The following is an 18,823-nucleotide window of genomic DNA, read 5'->3' as shown; positions in this document are numbered from 1 at the left end:
GGGTGGATCAGCTTTCGGGTGTTGCGAGTCGGGAACGGCGATGGCCGTACACGAAGTAGAACACGAGCCCGACGGCCATCCAGACCCCGAAGACCACCCAGGTGACGGTGGACAGGCTGCCCATCATCCACACGCAGAAGGCGAAGCCCAGCGCCGGGAAGAACGGCGAGAGCGGGACGCGGAAGGTGCGGGGCATGTCCGGGCGGGTCCGGCGCAGCACCACGACGGCGATGTTGACCAGGGCGAAGGCGAAGAGCGTGCCGATGCTGGTGGCGTCGGCCAGCTGACCGAGCGGGATCGCCGCGGCCAGCACCCCGCAGAACAGGGACACGATCACCGTGTTGGCACGGGGCGCGCCGGTCTTGGGGTGGACCCGGGCGAACACCTTCGGCACCAGTCCGTCCCGGGACATCGCGAAGAGGATGCGGGTCTGGCCGTAGAGGACGGTCAGGACGACGCTCGCGATGGCGATCACCGCGCAGAACGCCAGCAGGGTGCCCCAGAAGCTCTGCCCGGTGACCTCGCGCATGATCTGGGCGAGCGTGGCCTCGGAGTCGTTGAAGTGCTGCCAGGGCTTCGCGCCGACCGCGACGGCGGCGACCAGGACGTACAGCGCGGTGACGATGACCAGCGACAGCATGATCGCGCGCGGCAGGTCGCGCTGGGCGTTCTTCGCCTCCTCACCGGCCGTGGAGGCCGCGTCGAAGCCGATGTACGAGAAGAAGAGCGTGGCACCGGCCGCGCTGACCCCGGCCATCCCGAGCGGCATGAAGTGCTCGTAGTTGCCCGAGCGGAAGCCCTGGACGCCGATCGCGCAGAACAGCACCAGCGCGGCCATCTTCACGACCACCATGACGGTGTTGGCGCGGGCGGACTCGCGGGCGCCGCCCAGCAGGAAGGCCATGGCGAGCAGGACCACGATCAGCGCCGGGAGGTTGAAGACGCCGCCGTCGCCGGGCGGGGCGGACAGCGCGTCCGGGATGGTGACGCCGATGGTCCCGTCGAGGAGTTCGTTCAGGTACTCGCCCCAGCCGACGGCCACGGCGGCGACCGAGACGCCGTACTCCAGGACCAGGCACCAGCCGCATATCCAGGCGATCAGTTCGCCCATGGTTGCGTACGCGTACGAGTACGAGGACCCGGCGACCGGGATGGTGCCCGCGAGCTCGGCGTAGGACAGGGCCGAGAAGAGGGCGGTGAGGCCGGCGATCACGAAGGAGAGGGTGACGGCCGGGCCGGCCTTGGGGACCGCCTCGCCGAGGACGACGAAGATGCCGGTGCCGAGGGTGGCGCCGATGCTGATCATCGTCAGCTGCCACAGTCCGAGGGAGCGCCTGAGGGCCCCACCCTCACCCTGGCCGCCCTCGGCGACGAGGCGTTCCACCGGTTTGCGGCGCATGAGGCGCGCGCCGAGCCCCGTCGCCCGTGGTGTGCGCTGTTGCGGGGGTGCGCCTTGGTCGAGCACGCGCTGACTCCTTCGTCGCTGCAGGTGAGTACAGCGAAGCACCCTACGAGCCCGGACGTCACAGTCGTAATGCAGCAACCTTGCACGCACTCGCAAGATCGTTGCGTTCCGCGCCGATGGGTGGGCGTTCGTTGCGCGCGGCCCCCGCCGACTCCCTTCGGGGCTCGTCAGCGGCCCTCCGGCTCCCCGGCGACCGCCCGCGCCTCGGCCACGTCCGTCTCGTCGAACCCCAGCCGCCCGGGCTTGCCGTAGGCCGCTGCCCGGCCGTCGATCCAGCGTGTGTGCGCCTCCCCCGCGGCCTGCTTGCCGGTGCCCGGCGCGGCCCCGATCTGCGACCAGGAGGCCCCGCCTCACGGGCCGCGCGCACGGTCAGCTGACGGCCGTAGGTCGCCGTGCGCGCCACGACCTCGCTCAGCGCGAGGAGTTCGAGCAGTGCCTGACGTCAAGGTGGCCCGGCAAGAGTTCTCGGAGGAGAAACGTGCAGGCCTCGACGCACTCACGGGTCGTGCCGTCGTGGTCCTGGTACGCGTAGCGGTCCAGATAGTCGGTCACCGGCCGATAGCCGAGCCGTGCGTACAGGGCGACCGCGCGCGGATTGTCCCGCCCGACCCCGATGCCCACGGTGGTCAGGCCCCGCTGCCTGGCCAGTTCCTCGGCGGCCCGGATCAGCTCGGTGCCGATCCCCCGTGAGCGCAGCTCCTCGGGCCACACCGCGAGGCCGCCGATCTCGGGGCAGTCCAGGGTGACCTCGGGCGCGGCACACCCGGTCCAGCGCATCTCGGCGTGCCCCACGGGCCGCCCGTCCAGCCACGCGACGAGGTAGGTGCACTCCCCCGCCTCCTGCCGCGCGAACCGCCGGGCATGGAAGGACGTGGCTCCCGGCGAGCCCATGTACCGGTCGAGCAGCGCGACATCGCCGCTCCGGCAGACGGTGATCTCCATACGACGACCGTACGGTCCGGGAACGCGAACGGCCCCCGGTTTTCGACGGGGGCCGCGCACAGACAGGCCTAGCTCCAGCTGGCGTGCAGCGGCTTTCCCTCGGCGTAGCCGGCCGCGCTCTGGATGCCCACGACCGCGTTCTCCGCGAACTCCTCCAGGGAACCCGCACCGGCGTACGTGCAGGAGGAGCGGACGCCCGCGATGATCGAGTCGATCAGGTCCTCGACACCCGGGCGGGCCGGGTCGAGGAACATCCGGGAGGTCGAGATGCCCTCCTCGAACAGCGCCTTGCGGGCCCGGTCGTACGCCGACTCGTCCGACGTACGGTTGCGCACCGCCCGCGCGGACGCCATGCCGAAGGACTCCTTGTAGAGCCGTCCGCTCGCGTCCTGCTGGAGGTCGCCCGGCGACTCGTAGGTGCCCGCGAACCACGACCCGATCATCACGTTGGAGGCGCCGGCGGCCAGCGCCATGGCGACATCGCGCGGGTGCCGGACACCGCCGTCGGCCCACACGTGCTTGCCGTACTTCCTCGCCTCGGCCGCGCACTCCAGGACTGCGGAGAACTGCGGCCGGCCGACGCCGGTCATCATGCGGGTGGTGCACATGGCGCCGGGGCCGACACCGACCTTGATGATGTCCGCGCCGGCCTCGACCAGGTCCCGCACACCCTCGGCGGCCACGATGTTGCCGGCCGCGATCGGGACCTGCGGGTCGAGCGCCCGGACCGTCCTGATCGCGGTGATCATCGACTCCTGGTGGCCGTGCGCGGTGTCGATGACGAGGGTGTCGACGCCCGCGTCGAGCAGTTGCTTGGCCTTCTCCGCGAAGTCGCCGTTGATGCCCACGGCGGCGGCGATGCGCAGCCTGCCCTGTGCGTCGACGGCCGGGGTGTACAGCGTGGCGCGCAGGGCGCCCTTGCGGGTGAGGATGCCGGCGAGGCGGCCGTCCCGGTCCACGGCGGGGGCGTAGCGGCGGTTGGCCGCGTCGAGGCGGTTGAAGGCCTCACGCGGGTCGATGTCCGCGTCGAGCAGCAGCAGATCGCGCGACATGACTTCGGCGAGCTGCGTGAAGCGGTCGACCCCGGACAGGTCCCGGTCGGTGACGACACCGACGGGCCGGCCCTCCTCGTCGACGACCACGCCGGCGTTGTGCGCGCGCTTGGGCAGCAGGGCCAGCGCGTCGGCGACGGTCTGGTGCGGGACCAGCACGATCGGGGTGTCCAGGACGTGGTGGCGGCTCTTCACCCAGGAGACGACCTCGGTGACGACCTCGATCGGGATGTCCTGCGGGATGACCACGAGGCCACCGCGGCGGGCCACGGTCTCGGCCATGCGGCGCCCGGCGATGGCGGTCATGTTGGCGACGACCAGCGGGATCGTGGTGCCCGTGCCGTCCGGGGAGCTGAGGTCCACGCCCTGCCGCGATCCGACGGCGCTGCGACTCGGCACCATGAAGACGTCGTCGTACGTCAGGTCGTACGGGGGCTGGATGTCGTTGAGGAAACGCACGTGCTGCACATCCCAGTCGATCAGAGGTGGCCCCCGGACAGGTCAGCCAGGGGGAAAGAGCACGTACTTCATTCTCCCACGCCGGGCGCGGCGGCACCCACGGGCGAATCGTCCAGACCGGCCGCGGGGGCCTTAGGACGAACCTCCAAGGGCGAGCGCCACCGTCAGCGCGGCCGCCTCCGAGAACACCTCGCGAGCGGTCGCCCACTCGTCCGGCCGCTCCTCGGCGTACCGGTCCCAGTGCCATACGACGACGACGGTGTCCTCCTCGACGCCGTCCTTCGACCACAGGCCCGGGTCGGAGAGGACGTCGGCCAGCGCGTCCCAGTTGCGGCCGAACCAGTCCGGCAGCCGCAGGTCCCGGGCGCAGCGGTCCATCAGGGCCGCCTTGTCCGTGACCCCGTCGAGGTCCAGCGTGACCACGCGTGCCGTCATCTCAGTACCGCCCTGAACGAGTCGTAGTGATCATCGGTGTAGTAGATCTCCCCGCCCCGCCCGGTGACGATGCGCCGGGCCCCGCGATCGCGCGAGCCCGGCGTGGGGACGGTGTACTCGTGGTAGTAACCGCGCTGGTGCGCGGGCAGCAGCCGCTCGAAGTTCCCGAAGACCGAGCCGTCCTTGGCATACGGGAACGGCCCGCCCCTGTCGATGAGTTCGAGAGTCCGCCGGGCCTCGGCCGGGAGCTTTGACTCCTGGACAGTGGCCTGGCCGCCGCCCGGCGACGGATCGGTGTCGGTGGCCGAACACCCCGTCAGGACCAGTACGCACAGAAGCATTCGGGAGACGAACCGCAGCAGCATGCGTCCGATGCTGCCACGGCCGTCCCCTCATGACCCTCCGTCAGGCCCCGTCCGGGTCCGCCCTGTTCAGCGCCGGCTTCGGCGTCGTCCCCGCCGTCATCAGGTAGTCCGCGGCGGAGGTGTCCGTCACCAGGCTGGTGACGAGCCCGGACCGCAGCACCGCGTCGATCGCGGCCGCCTTGCGCTGCCCGCCCGCGATCGCGACGACCTCGGGGATACGGCGGAGCTGGTCGGCCTTGACGGTGATGCACCGCTCGCCCAGGTCCCGCCCGACCCTGCGCCCCTCGGCGTCGAAGAGGTGCGCGGACATCTCGGCGGCGACCCCGAGCGAGGCGTAGTGGCCGCGCTCCTCGTCGCTGAGCATGTCGTGCACCGTCGAGATGCCCGGCTCCCAGGAACCGATGGAGACGCAGGCGACCGTGACCTTGTCGAAGTACTCGAAGGCCCGGGCGATCCCGGTCTGGTGACGCAGCGCCTGCGCGGTGGCCGCGTCCGGCAGCAGCATCGGCGCGTAGATGGGGTGGGCGTCCCCGCCGGACACCTGGGCGGCCCGCCGCACCGCCTCCACCGAACCGCGCTCGGCGGTCCCGGCGTCGTACACACCCGTCAACTGCACCACCGTGCACGGCGGAAGCCGGTCGAGCGCGGCCGCCATGTGGATGGTGGAACGACCCCAGGCCAGGCCCAGGATGTCGCCCTCGTCGACCAGTTCGCCGAGCAGGTCGGCGGCCACTTCTCCCAGGTTCTCGGGGTCGGTCGAGTCCTGGGCCTCGGCCGGGGACTCGACCACGACGGCGTGCCTGAGGCCGTAGCGGGCGCGGAGCGCGTCGGAGCGCTCGGCGTCCAGCTCGGCCGGCACGCGGATCTCGATGCGTACGAGGTCCCGTTCGAGGGCGGTCTCCAGGACCCGGGCCACTTTGAAGCGGCTGACGCCGAACTCCTCCGCGATCTGGATCTTGGACTTGCCCTCGAGGTAGAAGCGGCGGGCCATGGCCGCCGCCTGCACCAGCTCAGCGGGTCCCATCCGCATGGCTGACCGGCCAGCCGACATACCCGACACGGCGATCTCCTCACTGCTGTTCACACTCTGGATTCGCCGTTCATCCTTGCAGATCCGGCGCACTTGATCAGCCCTGATCGGAGCCGTTCACGTTCCTGACGCTCAGTGGTCGCACGCCCACGAAGCCTTCGCGGTCGCCCCCTCGGCCTGATTGCGCAATGCACGTACCGCTTCGGCCGGGTCGGACGCCCCGTACACCGCCGACCCGGCGACGAACACGTCGGCGCCCGCGTCCGCGCAGCGCTCGATGGTGGAGGCCGAGACGCCACCGTCGACCTGGAGCCACAGTTCGAGCCCGTGCTTGCTGATCAACTCGCGGGTCCGGCGAATCTTGGGGAGCATGATGTCGAGGAACGACTGTCCCCCGAAACCGGGCTCGACCGTCATGATCAGCAGCATGTCGAGCTCGGGGAGCAGGTCCTCGTACGGCTCGATGGGCGTCGCCGGCTTCAGCGCCATGGAGGCACGGGCGCCCTTGGCCCGGATCTCCCGGGCGAGCCGGACCGGAGCGGCGGCCGCCTCCACGTGGAAGGTGACGGAGGAGGCCCCCGCCTCTACGTACTGGGGGGCCCAGCGATCGGGGGCCTCGATCATCAGATGGCAGTCCAGCGGGGTGTCCGTCGCACGGGCCAGAGACTCTACGACCGGCACACCGAGCGTGAGGTTCGGGACGAAATGGTTGTCCATGACGTCGACGTGAAGCCAGTCGGCTCCCCCGACCGCCTTCGCCTCGTCCGCGAGGCGGGCGAAGTCGGCGGACAGGATGCTGGGGTTGATCTGCGCGGCCATGCCCCAAGCCTCCCATGCCGGAGCGCGAAGGGGCGCGCCGGTCCAGACCTAAGCCGTTCATCGGATGTTGTGGACGACCTGTGCGTGACATGCTGGGCGGCTGATCGGCTCGACTGGTGGCGCCGGGGGTGGCCATGACCGGGAATCGGGGCATCGCGCACTTCGTCTGCGGACGGCGTGCCAAGTGGGTGGTACTGGCGCTGTGGCTGGTGGTGCTGTTCCTGACGGCGCCCCTCGCCTCCAAGCTCACCGACGCCCAGGACAACGACGCGGCCTCCTGGCTGCCGGGCTCCGCGGAGTCCACCCAAGTTCTGCAGCTCTCCGAGGACTTCAGGCCGGAACAGATCCCGGCGGTCGTCGTCTACGCGCGCGAGAGCGGCCTCACGCCGCAGGAGCGGGCAGCGATCGCCGAGGACGCGGCCGAGATCAAGCGGCTCACGGCACACGGCATCCGCGGCTCGGAGACCCGGGGCCCGGTCTACGACCGGCGAAGCGACCCGCGCGCGGCCCAGATCCTCGTCCCGATCACCATGGACGAGAAGGGCTGGCAGGAGATCTCGCCGGCCGTCGACTCCCTCCGTGACGTCGTGGGCGACGGCGGCGACGGCCTCGCCGTGCACATCACCGGCCCTGGCGGTACGTCCGCGGACTTCTCCGAGGCCTTCGAGGGCATCGACTCGACGCTGCTGCTGTCCGCGATGGCGGTCGTCGTCGTCATGCTGCTCATCACCTTCCGCAGCCCCACGCTGCTCCTGGTCCCGCTGCTGTCGGTGGTCGCCGCGCTGTTCACCGCGCAGGCCTTCATCTACCTGCTCGCCGAGCACGCCGGCCTGACGGTCAACGGCCAGAGCGCGGGCATTCTGACGGTCCTCGTCTTCGGGGCGGGGACCGACTACGCCCTGCTGCTGGTGGCGCGTTATCGGGAGGAACTGCACCGTCACGAGGACCGCCACGAGGCGATGGCCCTCGCCCTGCACCGCGCCGGCCCGGCCGTTCTCGCCTCCGGCGCGACCGTCGTCCTGAGCATGCTGGTCCTGCTGGCCGCCGAGATGAACTCGACCCGCGGCCTCGGCCCGGTCGCCGCGATCGGTGTCGCGGTCGCCCTGCTGGCGATGATGACGCTGTTCCCGGCCCTGCTGGTGATCTTCGGCCGCTGGATCTTCTGGCCGACGATCCCGCACTTCGGCTCGCCCGACCGCATCGAGACCGGCATCTGGGCCCGCGCGGGCCGCCGTATCGCCCGCCGTCCGCGCCTGGTCTGGGGCGTCACGGCACTGGTTCTCGCGGTCTGCTCCCTCGGTCTGATCCAGCTGCGAGCCGAGGGCATCAGCAACGCGGACGCGTTCACCGGGAAACCGGACTCGATCGTCGGCCAGGAGGTGTCCGCGAAGTACTTCCCGGCGGGCAGCGGCGATCCCCTGGTCGTCGTCAGCAACCAGGCCCAGGCCCGACAGGTCGGCGAGGCGGTCGCGGGAACGCGGGGAGTCGTGCCCACGTCCCTGGGCCTGCCACCGGGCACGAAACCGTCGTACGAGGGCAAGGTCCTCTTCGAGGCGACGATGACCGCCCCGGCCGACAGCGAGGCCGCGAAACAGACGGTGGAACGGGTCCGGGACGCCGTCCACGCGGTCCCGGCCGCCGACGCCCAGGTCGGCGGCGGTACGGCCGCCCTGCTGGACATGGACAAGGCGACCACGCACGACAACATGCTGATCATCCCGCTGGTGCTGGCGGTCGTCCTGCTGATCCTGTGCGCCCTGCTGCGGGCCCTGGTCGCCCCGCTGATCCTGATCGGGACGGTGATCCTGTCCTTCGCGGGGGCCCTGGGCATCAGCGCCCTGGCCTTCCGCCACCTGTTCGACTACGCGGGCGAGTCGACGGACTTCCCGCTGTTCGTCTTCGTCTTCCTGGTGGCCCTCGGCATCGACTACAACATCTTCCTGACCACCCGCATCCGCGAGGAGGCGGTCCGTCAGGGCACCCGCCCGGGCGTGATCACCGGCCTGGCCGCGACCGGCGCGGTCATCACCTCCGCCGGCCTGGTCCTGGCCGGCACCTTCGCCGCCCTCGGCACCCTCCCGATGGTCGCCTTCGCGGAGATCGGCTTCGCGGTGGCGCTGGGAGTCCTGCTGGACACGTTCATCGTGCGGTCGGTCCTGGTGACGTCCCTGTTCCTGGACGTGGGCGCGAAGGTGTGGTGGCCGCACAGCCTGGCCAAGGAGCAGGTGGCCGACTCAGGGGCGCGGGGAACTGCGCGACCGGCCGAGACGGCGCGGCAGACGCACGACTAGATCACCCTGTCCTGCGAATGACCGCCATATACATCGCATCGGTCCCGTGCACATGCGGCCACAACTGAACGTCCGGCCCCTCACCCAGCTCCGGCACACCGGGAAACAACGGCCGCGCATCGACGAGCTCGGCAGAAGGCCACTGCTTGAGCACGTCCTCCACAACGGCCCGCGTCTCCGCGAGGTGCGGAGAACAGGTGGCGTACCCGACCACTCCGCCCACCCTGACGGAGTCCAACGCGGTGCTCAACAGCCCCCGCTGCAACGGCCCGAACCCCTCCAGATCCTCGGGCCGCCTCCGCCACCGGGCCTCCGGCCGCCGCCGCAACGCCCCGAGCCCCGTGCACGGCACGTCCATCAGCACCCGGTCGAAACTCCCCGGCTGCCACGGCGGCCGGGTTCCGTCCGCGGCGATGACCTGGTACGGCCCCGGATTCCCGTCGAGCGCCTTGGCCACCAACCCGGCCCGATGCGGCTGCTTCTCGGAGGCGAGCAGCATGGCGCCCCGCTCGGCGGCGAGCGCGGCGAGCAGCGCGGCCTTGCCGCCCGGCCCCGCGCACCCGTCGAGCCACTTCTCGTCCCGCCCGTCCAGGGGCGCGTTCGCGAGGGCCAGCGCGACGAGCTGACTGCCCTCGTCCTGCACGCCGGCCCGGCCCTCCCGTACGGCGGCGACGGCCCCGGGCTCACCGCCCTCGGCCAGCCGCACGGCATACGGCGACCAGCGCCCCGCCACCGCGGACTCCTCGCGCAGCAGTTCCTCGGTGGTGGCCCGCCCGGGCCGGGCGACAAGGGTCACCTCGGGCCGCTCGTTGTCGGCCTCCAGCAGCCGCTCGATGCCGGCCCGCCCGCCGCCCAGGGAGTCCCACAGGGCGGAGACGACCCAGCGGGGGTGGGAGTGGACGACGGCGAGATGGTCCTCGGGGTCGTCGTCATAGGGCGGAGCCACCTTCGCGACCCAGCCGTCGAGGTCGTCCTGCGCGACCTTCCGCAGCACGGCGTTGACGAACTTGGCCCGTCCGTCCCCGAGCACGACCCGCGCGAGCTCGACGGAGGCGGACACGGCGGCGTGCGTCGGGATGCGCGTCCCGAGCAGCTGATGGACCCCGAGGCTCAGCACGTCGAGCACCGGCGGGTCCACCTCGCGCAGCGGCCGGTCCACGCACTCGGCGATGATCGCGTCGTACGTCCCCTGGCGCCGCAGCGTCCCGTACACGAGCTCGGTGGCGAGAGCCGCGTCCCGCGTCTCGAAACCGCCCTTCTCCCGCGCCTTGCGCAACAGCGGCGGCAGGACGAGGTTGGCGTACGCGTCCCGCTCGTCCACGGCCCGCAGCGCCTCGAAGGCGAGGATGCGGACGGGGTCCTTCTGGGGCCGACGGTAGGGCTTGCCGGGTTTCTGGGGCCGACGGGGCTGGTCGCTCACGAAAAAGGTGCTCCGGGTTCAAGGTCTGATGACGCCCCAAGCGTACGTCCGCCGGGAGCCGGGTGCCCCAGGAGCACCCGCGTCACCGAACCGACAGCGCAGCCACCCGGCCGGTCCCCGCGCGCCACCCGCCACGCGTCACACGCCGACGGTCTCCCCGTCCGAGATCCTGACACCCCGCGCCCAGTCCGCGGCCTTCATCGGCTTCTTGCCCTGTGCCTGCACCCACAGCAGTTCCACGGCGTACGACCCGGTACCGACGTGGACGCTGTTCTTGCCGACGGAGAGCGCGCCGGGGGCGAGATCCGTACGGTCGGGAACCGGCTGGACCTGGATGAGCTTGAGCCGCTCGCCGCGGAAGGTCGTCCAGGCGCCGGGCGACGGGTGGCACCCGCGCACGACCCGGTCCACCCGCAGCGCGGGCGCGGACCAGTCGACCCGCGCGTCCTCGACGGTGATCTTCGGGGCGACCGTGATGCCCTCGGACGGCTGCGGTACGGCCTTCAGCGTGCCGTCCGCGATGCCGTCCATCGTGGCGGCGAGCAGCCCCGCCCCGGCGAAGGCGAGCCGGGTCAGCAGGTCACCGCTGGTGTCGGTGTGCCGGATCTCCTCGGTGACGGTGCCGTACACGGGCCCGGAGTCCAGCCCCTCTTCGATGAGGAAGGTCGAAGCGCCCGTGAGCTCGTCCCCCGCCATGATGGAGTGCTGCACCGGAGCGGCTCCACGCCAGGCCGGCAGCAGCGAGAAGTGCAGGTTGACCCAGCCGTGTGCGGGGATGTCGAGGGCGACGCGGGGCAGGAGGGCGCCGTAGGCGACGACGGGGCAGCAGTCCGGGGCGATCTCGCGAAGCCGCTCCAGGAAGTCCGGATCACGCGGCTTGACGGGCTTCAGCACCTCGATCCCCGCCTCCGCGGCCCGCTCCGCGACCGGACTCGCGACCAGCCTGCGCCCCCGCCCGGCCGGCGCGTCCGGCCGCGTGACGACGGCGGCGACCTCATGCCGCCCGGAGGCGAGGAGAGCGTCCAGGGCGGGAACGGCGACCTCGGGGGTACCGGCGAAGACGAGCTTCATGGGTGGGCAGGGCCTCTCGGACGGGTGACGACGGGCAACGCACAAGTCTAGGGCGGGGCACACAAGCGCCGCACGGCCGGAGCGGGCCCACCGGCACTGCCCGCGCTCCTGACCAAGGCGCGAACTCCCCACCCCCGGCGCACGCATATGCCGGTACGCCCCCACTGCGTGACCAGCGGAGCGTAAACGCGTTGGTCAAGAAAGAGTTGACCACAACGGGCCGCGATCGCGGCCCCATCCTTTGCAACGCCGGTTCGAGAGGCTTGTTCATGGCCGACCACGCAACCCACGACGCCCAGGCTCGGGCCAGCCTGCACTTGCTGGTGCGGGACATCGAGCGGGTCCGCCGGCAGGTGGACGCGCTGCGCACCCTGACCGCCCAGCTGGGCAACGTCTACCGCCCGCGCCGCTCCGGCCCCTCCACGGGCTTCGTCGTCTACGGACGCGCCCCCGCCCCCACGGTCCGTCTCGCGCAGGAACTGCGGGACAGTGTCGAGACCCTGGTGACGGCCGCGGTCGACTTCGACCGCTCGCTGGGCTTCTCGTGGGACGCGGTGGGCTCCGCCCTCGGCGTCACCAAGCAGGCGGTCCACCGTCGTTACGGCGCCCGCCGTGCCGCGGCCCAGGCGACGGCCGACGCCGAGCGTGCCACGGAACCGTCGGGCCGCACGGTGAGCGTCAACACCGGTATCCCCACGGTGCCGGCGGTCCCCACGGTCCCCGCGGCCCGCTCCATGCCGACCCAGCCCACCGCGGGCAGCTCCGCCCTTCGTGACGAGGCAAGGCCCACAGCTTTCCCCGGCCCCCGCAACGGCTGACCGTCTTCCCTCTCTGCCCTCCCACCCCACGACCGGGAGGGCAGACGCATGTCCGCACACCCCTCTGATCCGTGCCCGCGCCTCCGTGGACGTCTCTACGGTGACGCGTGCCCGGCCCCCTCCCTTCGCTCCCCCGACCAGGCCCGTCAGCCGATGTCAGGCGGATCGATCCTGACCCACACCGCCCCCTCGCCCCCGCTCCCCCCACCCCGGGCCATCCGTGAAGCCTGGGCGGCCTTGAGTGAAGCCGCCAACGCGGCGCCCCTCCCCGGCGGAACCCGCACCAGCGCCCGCTCCCACCGCTCACCGACCGGCGGCGCCCCCACCCTCCGAGATCCCGCCGCCACCGTCACCGGCAACGGCACAGGCCCCAACACCTCGGCCTCACCGGGCAGTTCCACAGCCGTCAGGAACTCGGCGAGCGCCTCCACCGTCCCCGACACCGCGGCCATGCGCGACACGGGCGGAAACCCCAACTCGGCCCGCTCCCCCAACTCCCGCACCGCGTGCCCCACCGGGTCCCACCGCACCAACGCCTGCACAGGCCGCAAGGTGGGCTCGGCAACCACCACCACCGTGCCACCCGCTCCCTGCGGCCGCACCAGCGCCGACGCCCCGATCCACCGCCTCAGCGCATCCTCCCCGGCCCGCAGATCCGGCCGCCCGAGCATGGCCCACCCGTCCAGCAACAGCGCCGCCGCATAGCCGCCCTCGGCGACCGGCTCCGCCCCCGGCGTACTCACCACCAGCGCCGGCGCCCCCGGCACGGTGTCCAGCACATGCTCACGCCCGGACGTCCGTACCGGAACCGCAGGAAAGGCCCGCCCCAACTCCTCCGCGGTACGCCGGGCCCCCACCACCTGCGCCCGCAACCGGAACCCCCCGCACTCCGGACAGTGCCAGGCCCCCTCCTCGCGCCCGCACCACCCGCACCGCAGCGCCGCCCCGGCCTCCTGCCCCTCCAACGGTCCGGCACAGTGCCGACACCGCGCGGGCGCCCGGCAGTTGGCGCAGGCCATCCGCGGCACATACCCCCGCCGGGGCACCTGCACGAGCACCGGGCCGTGCCGCAAACCCTCTCTGACTGCCTGCCAGGCGAGCGTGGGCAGCCGGGCCGCCCGCGCGGCCTCGTCCCGCGCGAGATCCTGGTCCCCGACGGTCCGCACCAGCGGAGCGACCGCCCGGACCTGCTCCCGCGAGGCCACGAGCGGCCGGGCCCACCCGCTCTCCACGAGCTGCGCGGCCTCCACGGTGCAGCTCCAACTCCCGAGCAGAAACCCGCACTTGTCCTGCGCTGCCCGCAACAACAACACCTCACGCGCATGCGGTTGCGGGGCGTGCGGTTCACTGTGACTGTCGTCACCGTCGTCCCAGAGGGCGACCAGCCCCAGGTCCCGCACCGGGGCGAACATGGCGGCCCGCGTCCCGACCACGGCCCGCACGGCCCCCCGCCGCACGGCCAGCCACTCCCGATACCGCTTCTCCGGCCCGGCATCGGCGGTCAGGACCGCGTGCCGCCCCTCCCCCAGCACCGAGACCAGCGCGGCGTCGACGCGCGCGACCGCTCGCCCGTCCGGCACGACGACGAGCGCGCCCCGCCCCGAGGCCAAGGTGGCGGCAACGGCCCGCGCCAGCTCCTCACTCCACTCCGGCCCGGGCAGGGCGTTCCACACCGCGCGCGGCGCGCCCCCCGAGGCCAGCGACTCCAAAAACGCGTCCCCCCGCTCGTACCGCCCCCAGGATCCCGGCTCCGGGGCGGCGGGCGGCGGCAACGGCTCAGGCGACGGCCGCTGCTCCGCCCGAGCACTGCGAGGCGGCACGGCGAGCTGCAGCACATCGGCGAGGCTCCCCGCATACCGGTCGGCCACGGCCCGCGCGAGCCCCAGAAGCTCCTCGCCGAGCACCGGCTCGGGCGAGACGACCTGGGCGAGCGCCGCCAGCGGCCCGGAGTAGTCCGACTCGGCGAGCCGCTCGATCAGAAACCCGTCGATCAGGCCCCCGCCCTCACGCCGCCCGTCCCGGACCCGCCCGCGCCCGGCCCCGAACCGCACCCGCACGCGTACTCCCGGTTGCGCGTCCGCGTCGAGTTCCTCGGGCACGGCGTAGTCGAAGTAGCGGTCGAGATGCAGTACGCCCTTGTCGACCAGCACCCGCGCGACCGGCAACTCCTTGGCCAGCGCGGCCCCCCGCCACGTCCGCGGCTTGGCCCGCGGCACCTTGGCCTTCCGCACACTCTCCCGAATGAGCGCAAGCTGTTCGGGCCGCGCTCCCTCGACGCCGCTGTCCTCCGACCCGTTCTCGCTGCTCACAGCATCATTGGTACCAGACCCCACTGACAGTGGGCCGTACGGTCCGCGAGGGCGGTGAGCCGCTTGCCGGACAAGCCGAGGCCCGGCCCCCTCGGGGGCCGGGCCTCGTACGGGGTGGGGCGGACCTACAGGCCCGCAGCCTTCCGCAACGCCTCCACACGGTCCGTCTGCTCCCACGTGAACTCCGGCAGCTCGCGGCCGAAGTGGCCGTACGCCGCCGTCAGGGAGTAGATCGGGCGCAGCAGGTCGAGGTCGCGGATGATGGCGGCCGGACGGAGGTCGAAGACCTCGTCGATCGCCTTCTCGATCTTGTCGGTGTCGATCTTCGCGGTGCCGAAGGTCTCGACGAACAGACCCACGGGCTCGGCCTTGCCGATGGCGTAGGCGACCTGGACCTCGCAGCGGGAGGCGAGCCCGGCTGCGACGACGTTCTTGGCGACCCAGCGCATCGCGTACGCCGCCGAGCGGTCCACCTTGGACGGGTCCTTGCCGGAGAAGGCGCCGCCGCCGTGGCGGGCCATGCCGCCGTACGTGTCGATGATGATCTTGCGGCCGGTCAGGCCGGCGTCACCCATCGGGCCGCCGATCTCGAAGCGTCCGGTGGGGTTGACCAGGAGGCGGTAGTTCTCCGTCTCCAGCTTGATGCCCTCGTCCAGGAGCGCCTTCAGCTCCGGCTCCACGACGAACTCGCGGATGTCGGGGGCCAGCAGGGACTCCAGGTCGATGTCGGACGCGTGCTGCGAGGAGACGACGACCGTGTCGAGACGGACGGCCTTGTCGCCGTCGTACTCGATGGTGACCTGCGTCTTGCCGTCGGGGCGCAGGTAGGGGATGGTGCCGTTCTTGCGGACCTCGGACAGGCGCTTCGCGAGACGGTGCGCCAGGAAGATCGGCAGCGGCATCAGGGTCGGGGTCTCGTCCGTCGCGTAGCCGAACATCAGACCCTGGTCGCCCGCGCCCTGGCGGTCCAGCTCGTCCTCGTCGCCCTCGACCCGGTTCTCGTACGCCGTGTCGACGCCCTGCGCGATGTCCGGGGACTGCGCGCCGATCGACACCGAGACACCGCAGGAGGCGCCGTCGAAGCCCTTCTTGGAGGAGTCGTAACCGATCTCGAGGATCTTGTCGCGGACCAGCTGGGCGATCGGCGCGTAGGTCTTGGTGGTGACCTCACCGGCCACGTGCACCAGACCGGTGGTGATCAGGGTCTCGACGGCGACCCGGGAGGTCGGGTCCTCCTTGAGGAGCGCGTCGAGGATGGTGTCACTGATCTGGTCAGCGATCTTGTCGGGGTGGCCCTCGGTCACGGACTCCGAGGTGAACAGACGACGGGACACAATGCTCCCTGGGGTTGCAGCGGCTGCTGGCTGATCATTGGCGGACGGGCTCGGGGGCTGCGCCCGGCATCGTCCGGGAACAGTTTATCGGTCGTGCTCGGCCACCGGCCCCCCTGTCTCGCCTCTCGGGAGTGCTGTGACCTGCGGCACGGGCATTGTGCACAATTCCGAGTGGACTTGGCCAGGGGCGCCACACCTTGGCTGCAGAGGTTCATGGGGACCGAGAAACGAATGAAACCTTCAGTGCAGGCGCCCCACCACCAGGTCCCACACGGTTTCGGCCAGGAACTCCTTCGGGCCGTGCGGTACCGGAGTCTCGCTGCCGTCGGCGCCCAGAACGACCGCCTCGTTCTCCTCCGACCCGAAGGTCTTGCGCTCGCCCACCTCGTTGACGACGAGCAGGTCGCAGCCCTTGCGCTGCAACTTCGTACGCCCGTTGGCCAGCACGTCGTCGGTCTCGGCGGCGAATCCGACGATCACCTGGCCGGGGCGGGCGCGGTCGGCCGAGATCTCCGCGAGGATGTCCGGATTCCGCACCAGGACGATGGGCTCGGGGTCCTTTCCGTCCTTCTTCTTGATCTTTCCGGCCGCGTACGTCTGCGGCCGGAAGTCCGCGACCGCCGCCGCCATGACGACCGCGTCGGCGTCGGCCGCCGCCTTCAGGACCGCTTCGCGCAGCTGTACGGCCGTCCCCACGGGGACGACGTCCACGCCGGCCGGGTCCGGCATACCGGTGTTCGCCGCGACCAGCGTGACCCGGGCGCCGCGCGCGGCCGCGGTGCGGGCGAGGGCGTAGCCCTGCTTGCCGGAGGAGCGGTTACCGAGGAAACGGACCGGGTCGAGGGGCTCGCGGGTGCCGCCGGCGCTGACGACGACGTGCCGGCCCCGGAGGTCGGGCTCGGTGACACCGCGGGCCAGCACGCGGCGGCAGACCTCGAAGATCTCTGCGGGTTCCGGCAGCCGCCCTTTGCCGGTGTCGACGCCGGTCAGACGGCCGACGGCCGGTTCGATCACGATGGCGCCGCGGCGGCGCAGGGTCGCCACGTTCTCCTGGGTGGCCGGGTGCTCCCACATCTCGGTGTGCATGGCGGGCGCGAAGACGACCGGGCAGCGAGCCGTGAGGAGCGTGTTGGTGAGCAGGTCGTCCGCCAGGCCGTGCGCCGCCTTGGCGAGCATGTCGGCGGTCGCCGGGGCCACGACCACGAGGTCGGCGTGCTGCCCGATGCGGACGTGCGGGACCTCGTGGACGTCGTCCCAGACCTCGGTCGAGACCGGATGGCCGGACAGGGCGGACCAGGTGGCGGCGCCCACGAAGTGCAGGGCGGAGGCGGTGGGGACGACGCGGACGTCGTGGCCGGACTCCGTGAGCCTTCTCAGCAGCTCGCAGGCCTTGTACGCGGCGATGCCGCCGCTGACCCCCAGCACGACCTTCGGCTTGTCCACCGTCTCTCCCCGGTTCGGCAACGTACGAGTGCGACGTACGGGTCCATCACACACCACAGGCCCGACAGTCGCGCTGCCGGGCCTGTGGATAAGTCAGCGAAAAGCTGAAAGTACTACTGCGCCGGGCCCTCGACGGCCTCGGACGTCAGCAGACCCGCGTTGATCTCGCGGAGGGCGATCGAGAGCGGCTTCTCGTGGACGTGGGTGTCCACCAGCGGACCGACGTACTCAAGCAGACCCTCGCCGAGCTGCGAGTAGTACGCGTTGATCTGGCGGGCCCGCTTGGCCGCGTAGATCACGAGGCTGTACTTCGAGTCAGTGGCCTCGAGGAGCTCGTCGATCGGCGGGTTGATGATGCCCTCGGGCGCGGAGATGGAAGAGGACACGCTCTACCTTCCGATGGATGGGAAAGAATCGGTACGAATGATCAAGCCTCGATGAGCAGGCACGATCACACGACATCCATCAAGGCTAGCAGCTCGCGAGCCACGTCCCCGACGGAGGTGTTGACCAAGGTCACATCGAACTCGGGTTCTGCCGCCAGTTCGATCTTCGCCGCCTGCAGGCGGCGTTCGATCACCTCGGGCGGCTCGGTGCCACGTCCGGTGAGTCTGCGCACGAGCTCCTCCCAGGAGGGAGGAGCCAGGAACACCAGCTGGGCGTCCGTCATGGACTCACGGACCTGCCGGGCACCCTGGAGGTCGATCTCCAGGAGGACGGGCTCGCCCGCCTCCAGCCGCTCCAGCACGGCCGCACGCGGCGTGCCGTAGCGGTTGCCGGCGAACTCCGCCCACTCCAGCAGCTCGCCGTTGGCGATCAGCTTGTCCATCTCCTCGTCGGTGACGAAGAAGTAGTGGACTCCGTGCTTCTCGCCGGGGCGGGGCCTTCGGGTCGTCGCCGACACCGAGAGCCAGACCTCGGGGTGTTCCTTGCGCATATGGGCGACGACCGTGCTCTTGCCGACCCCGGAGGGGCCGGAGAGCACGGTCAGCCGCGGACGTACGTCCGGGGGCTCGGGGGTCGTCCCCCGGAATGTTGCAGCCATGCAGCGATTATTCCAGCAATCCCGGAGTGCCCGGGACTCCCTGTCCGGAGTGACCCGGTTCAGGAACCGGTGCTGCCGAACTCACGCTCCAGCGAAGCGATCTGGTTGGAGCCGAGGCCGCGTACACGACGGCTCTCGGAGATACCGAGTCGCTCCATGATCTGCTTGGCGCGGACCTTGCCCACGCCCGGCAGGGACTCGAGCAGGGCGGAGACCTTCATCTTGCCGATGACGTCGTTCTCCTGGCCCTGCTTGATGACCTCATGCAGGGAGGCGCCGGAGTGCTTGAGTCGATTCTTGACCTCGGCCCGCTCCCGGCGAGCCGCGGCGGCCTTTTCGAGCGCGGCTGCGCGCTGTTCAGGGGTAAGGGGCGGAAGAGCCACGCCTACGTCACCTCGGATGTCGAACTGTCGGATACGGACCGGTGAGGAACCTAGTCGCCCCACACCTGGGGAGCCACGAGCAACACGCTTGCCCGTTGACTCTGCGTCGGAGACTAGCGGGCAAGTCCGCCAGAGTCAGCGA

At 71.4% G+C, this 18,823-nt stretch carries 17 protein-coding genes; 2 read left to right on the top strand and 15 right to left on the bottom strand.

Translation table 11 applies throughout. The annotated features are described in order from the left end of the window. Nucleotides 1-7 precede the first annotated feature (7 nt). The 7 genes from ABZT02_RS33505 to rpe form a co-directional block, all read right to left on the bottom strand. Nucleotides 8-1,465 carry an amino acid permease gene (locus tag ABZT02_RS33505; protein ID WP_356024303.1) on the bottom strand — a complete coding sequence of 486 codons (1,458 nt, stop codon included), beginning with the start codon at nt 1,463-1,465 and terminating at the stop codon, nt 8-10. Between the two features lie 411 nt (nt 1,466-1,876). Beyond that, complete coding sequence (locus ABZT02_RS33500) at nt 1,877-2,407, bottom strand: GNAT family N-acetyltransferase (RefSeq protein ID WP_356024301.1); 531 nt, start codon at nt 2,405-2,407, stop codon at nt 1,877-1,879. Nucleotides 2,408-2,475: 68 nt separating this feature from the next. Further along, nucleotides 2,476-3,918 carry a GuaB1 family IMP dehydrogenase-related protein gene (locus ABZT02_RS33495; protein WP_356024469.1) on the bottom strand — a complete coding sequence of 481 codons (1,443 nt, stop codon included), beginning with the start codon at nt 3,916-3,918 and terminating at the stop codon, nt 2,476-2,478. A gap of 132 nt (nt 3,919-4,050) precedes the next feature. Further along, a complete protein-coding gene (locus ABZT02_RS33490) occupies nt 4,051-4,353 on the bottom strand; it encodes a barstar family protein (protein ID WP_356024298.1) in 303 nt (100 codons plus the stop codon). Beyond that, nucleotides 4,350-4,718, bottom strand: coding sequence for a ribonuclease domain-containing protein (locus tag ABZT02_RS33485; RefSeq protein ID WP_356024296.1), 369 nt, complete (start codon nt 4,716-4,718; stop codon nt 4,350-4,352). The genes ABZT02_RS33490 and ABZT02_RS33485 overlap by 4 nt, the downstream gene beginning before the upstream one ends. 40 nt (nt 4,719-4,758) lie before the next feature. After that, nucleotides 4,759-5,802 (bottom strand): sugar-binding domain-containing protein, encoded by a 1,044-nt coding sequence (locus ABZT02_RS33480; protein WP_356024293.1) that lies wholly within the window; start codon nt 5,800-5,802, stop codon nt 4,759-4,761. A 78-nt stretch (nt 5,803-5,880) separates the two neighbouring features. Continuing rightward, nucleotides 5,881-6,567, bottom strand: coding sequence for a ribulose-phosphate 3-epimerase (gene rpe, locus ABZT02_RS33475; protein WP_356024291.1), 687 nt, complete (start codon nt 6,565-6,567; stop codon nt 5,881-5,883). 134 nt (nt 6,568-6,701) lie between these two features. Between rpe and ABZT02_RS33470 the strand changes: the two genes are divergently transcribed. Further along, the gene (locus ABZT02_RS33470; RefSeq protein WP_356024289.1) at nt 6,702-8,858 is read left to right on the top strand and encodes an MMPL family transporter; all 2,157 of its coding nucleotides are present in this window, start codon (nt 6,702-6,704) and stop codon (nt 8,856-8,858) included. 1 nt (nt 8,859) lies between these two features. On the opposite strand, the gene ABZT02_RS33465 is transcribed toward ABZT02_RS33470, so the two are convergent. Both ABZT02_RS33465 and fmt read right to left on the bottom strand, forming a co-directional pair. After that, nucleotides 8,860-10,278, bottom strand: coding sequence for a transcription antitermination factor NusB (locus ABZT02_RS33465; protein ID WP_356024287.1), 1,419 nt, complete (start codon nt 10,276-10,278; stop codon nt 8,860-8,862). A 138-nt stretch (nt 10,279-10,416) separates the two neighbouring features. After that, nucleotides 10,417-11,349, bottom strand: a complete 933-nt coding sequence (gene fmt, locus ABZT02_RS33460; protein WP_356024285.1) for a methionyl-tRNA formyltransferase — start codon at nt 11,347-11,349, stop codon at nt 10,417-10,419. Between the two features lie 269 nt (nt 11,350-11,618). On the opposite strand from fmt, the gene ABZT02_RS33455 reads away from it, so the two are divergent. Beyond that, a complete protein-coding gene (locus tag ABZT02_RS33455) occupies nt 11,619-12,167 on the top strand; it encodes a hypothetical protein (RefSeq protein ID WP_356024282.1) in 549 nt (182 codons plus the stop codon). 146 nt (nt 12,168-12,313) lie between these two features. Here ABZT02_RS33455 and ABZT02_RS33450 read toward each other — a convergent pair whose 3' ends face one another. The 6 genes from ABZT02_RS33450 to ABZT02_RS33425 form a co-directional block, all read right to left on the bottom strand. Beyond that, on the bottom strand, nt 12,314-14,476 hold the full coding sequence (locus tag ABZT02_RS33450) for a primosomal protein N' (protein ID WP_356024279.1): 2,163 nt from the start codon (nt 14,474-14,476) through the stop codon (nt 12,314-12,316). A 125-nt stretch (nt 14,477-14,601) separates the two neighbouring features. Beyond that, nucleotides 14,602-15,810, bottom strand: coding sequence for a methionine adenosyltransferase (metK, locus tag ABZT02_RS33445; protein WP_356024277.1), 1,209 nt, complete (start codon nt 15,808-15,810; stop codon nt 14,602-14,604). Between the two features lie 240 nt (nt 15,811-16,050). Next, nucleotides 16,051-17,253, bottom strand: coding sequence for a bifunctional phosphopantothenoylcysteine decarboxylase/phosphopantothenate--cysteine ligase CoaBC (gene coaBC, locus ABZT02_RS33440; protein ID WP_356024274.1), 1,203 nt, complete (start codon nt 17,251-17,253; stop codon nt 16,051-16,053). A gap of 113 nt (nt 17,254-17,366) precedes the next feature. Next, the gene (rpoZ, locus tag ABZT02_RS33435; protein WP_003988945.1) at nt 17,367-17,639 is read right to left on the bottom strand and encodes a DNA-directed RNA polymerase subunit omega; all 273 of its coding nucleotides are present in this window, start codon (nt 17,637-17,639) and stop codon (nt 17,367-17,369) included. Between the two features lie 65 nt (nt 17,640-17,704). Beyond that, nucleotides 17,705-18,298, bottom strand: coding sequence for a guanylate kinase (gene gmk / locus ABZT02_RS33430; protein WP_356024271.1), 594 nt, complete (start codon nt 18,296-18,298; stop codon nt 17,705-17,707). Between the two features lie 59 nt (nt 18,299-18,357). After that, nucleotides 18,358-18,681 carry an integration host factor gene (locus ABZT02_RS33425; protein WP_003977346.1) on the bottom strand — a complete coding sequence of 108 codons (324 nt, stop codon included), beginning with the start codon at nt 18,679-18,681 and terminating at the stop codon, nt 18,358-18,360. Nucleotides 18,682-18,823 lie beyond the last annotated feature (142 nt).

This window comes from Streptomyces sp. NPDC005402, assembly GCF_040606575.1.
Lineage (GTDB): Bacteria > Actinomycetota > Actinomycetes > Streptomycetales > Streptomycetaceae > Streptomyces.
This window is presented reverse-complemented; position numbering and strand designations above follow the sequence as displayed.

Coding starts and splice junctions, on each gene's coding strand:
- ABZT02_RS33500 (WP_356024301.1), bottom strand. CDS start 2,407: ATGGAGATCACCGTCTGCCGGAGCGGCGATGTCGCGCTGCTCGACCGG.
- ABZT02_RS33490 (WP_356024298.1), bottom strand. CDS start 4,353: ATGACGGCACGCGTGGTCACGCTGGACCTCGACGGGGTCACGGACAAG.
- ABZT02_RS33485 (WP_356024296.1), bottom strand. CDS start 4,718: ATGCTGCTGCGGTTCGTCTCCCGAATGCTTCTGTGCGTACTGGTCCTG.
- rpe (WP_356024291.1), bottom strand. CDS start 6,567: ATGGCCGCGCAGATCAACCCCAGCATCCTGTCCGCCGACTTCGCCCGC.
- ABZT02_RS33470 (WP_356024289.1), top strand. CDS start 6,702: ATGACCGGGAATCGGGGCATCGCGCACTTCGTCTGCGGACGGCGTGCC.
- fmt (WP_356024285.1), bottom strand. CDS start 11,349: ATGAAGCTCGTCTTCGCCGGTACCCCCGAGGTCGCCGTTCCCGCCCTG.
- ABZT02_RS33455 (WP_356024282.1), top strand. CDS start 11,619: ATGGCCGACCACGCAACCCACGACGCCCAGGCTCGGGCCAGCCTGCAC.
- gmk (WP_356024271.1), bottom strand. CDS start 18,298: ATGGCTGCAACATTCCGGGGGACGACCCCCGAGCCCCCGGACGTACGT.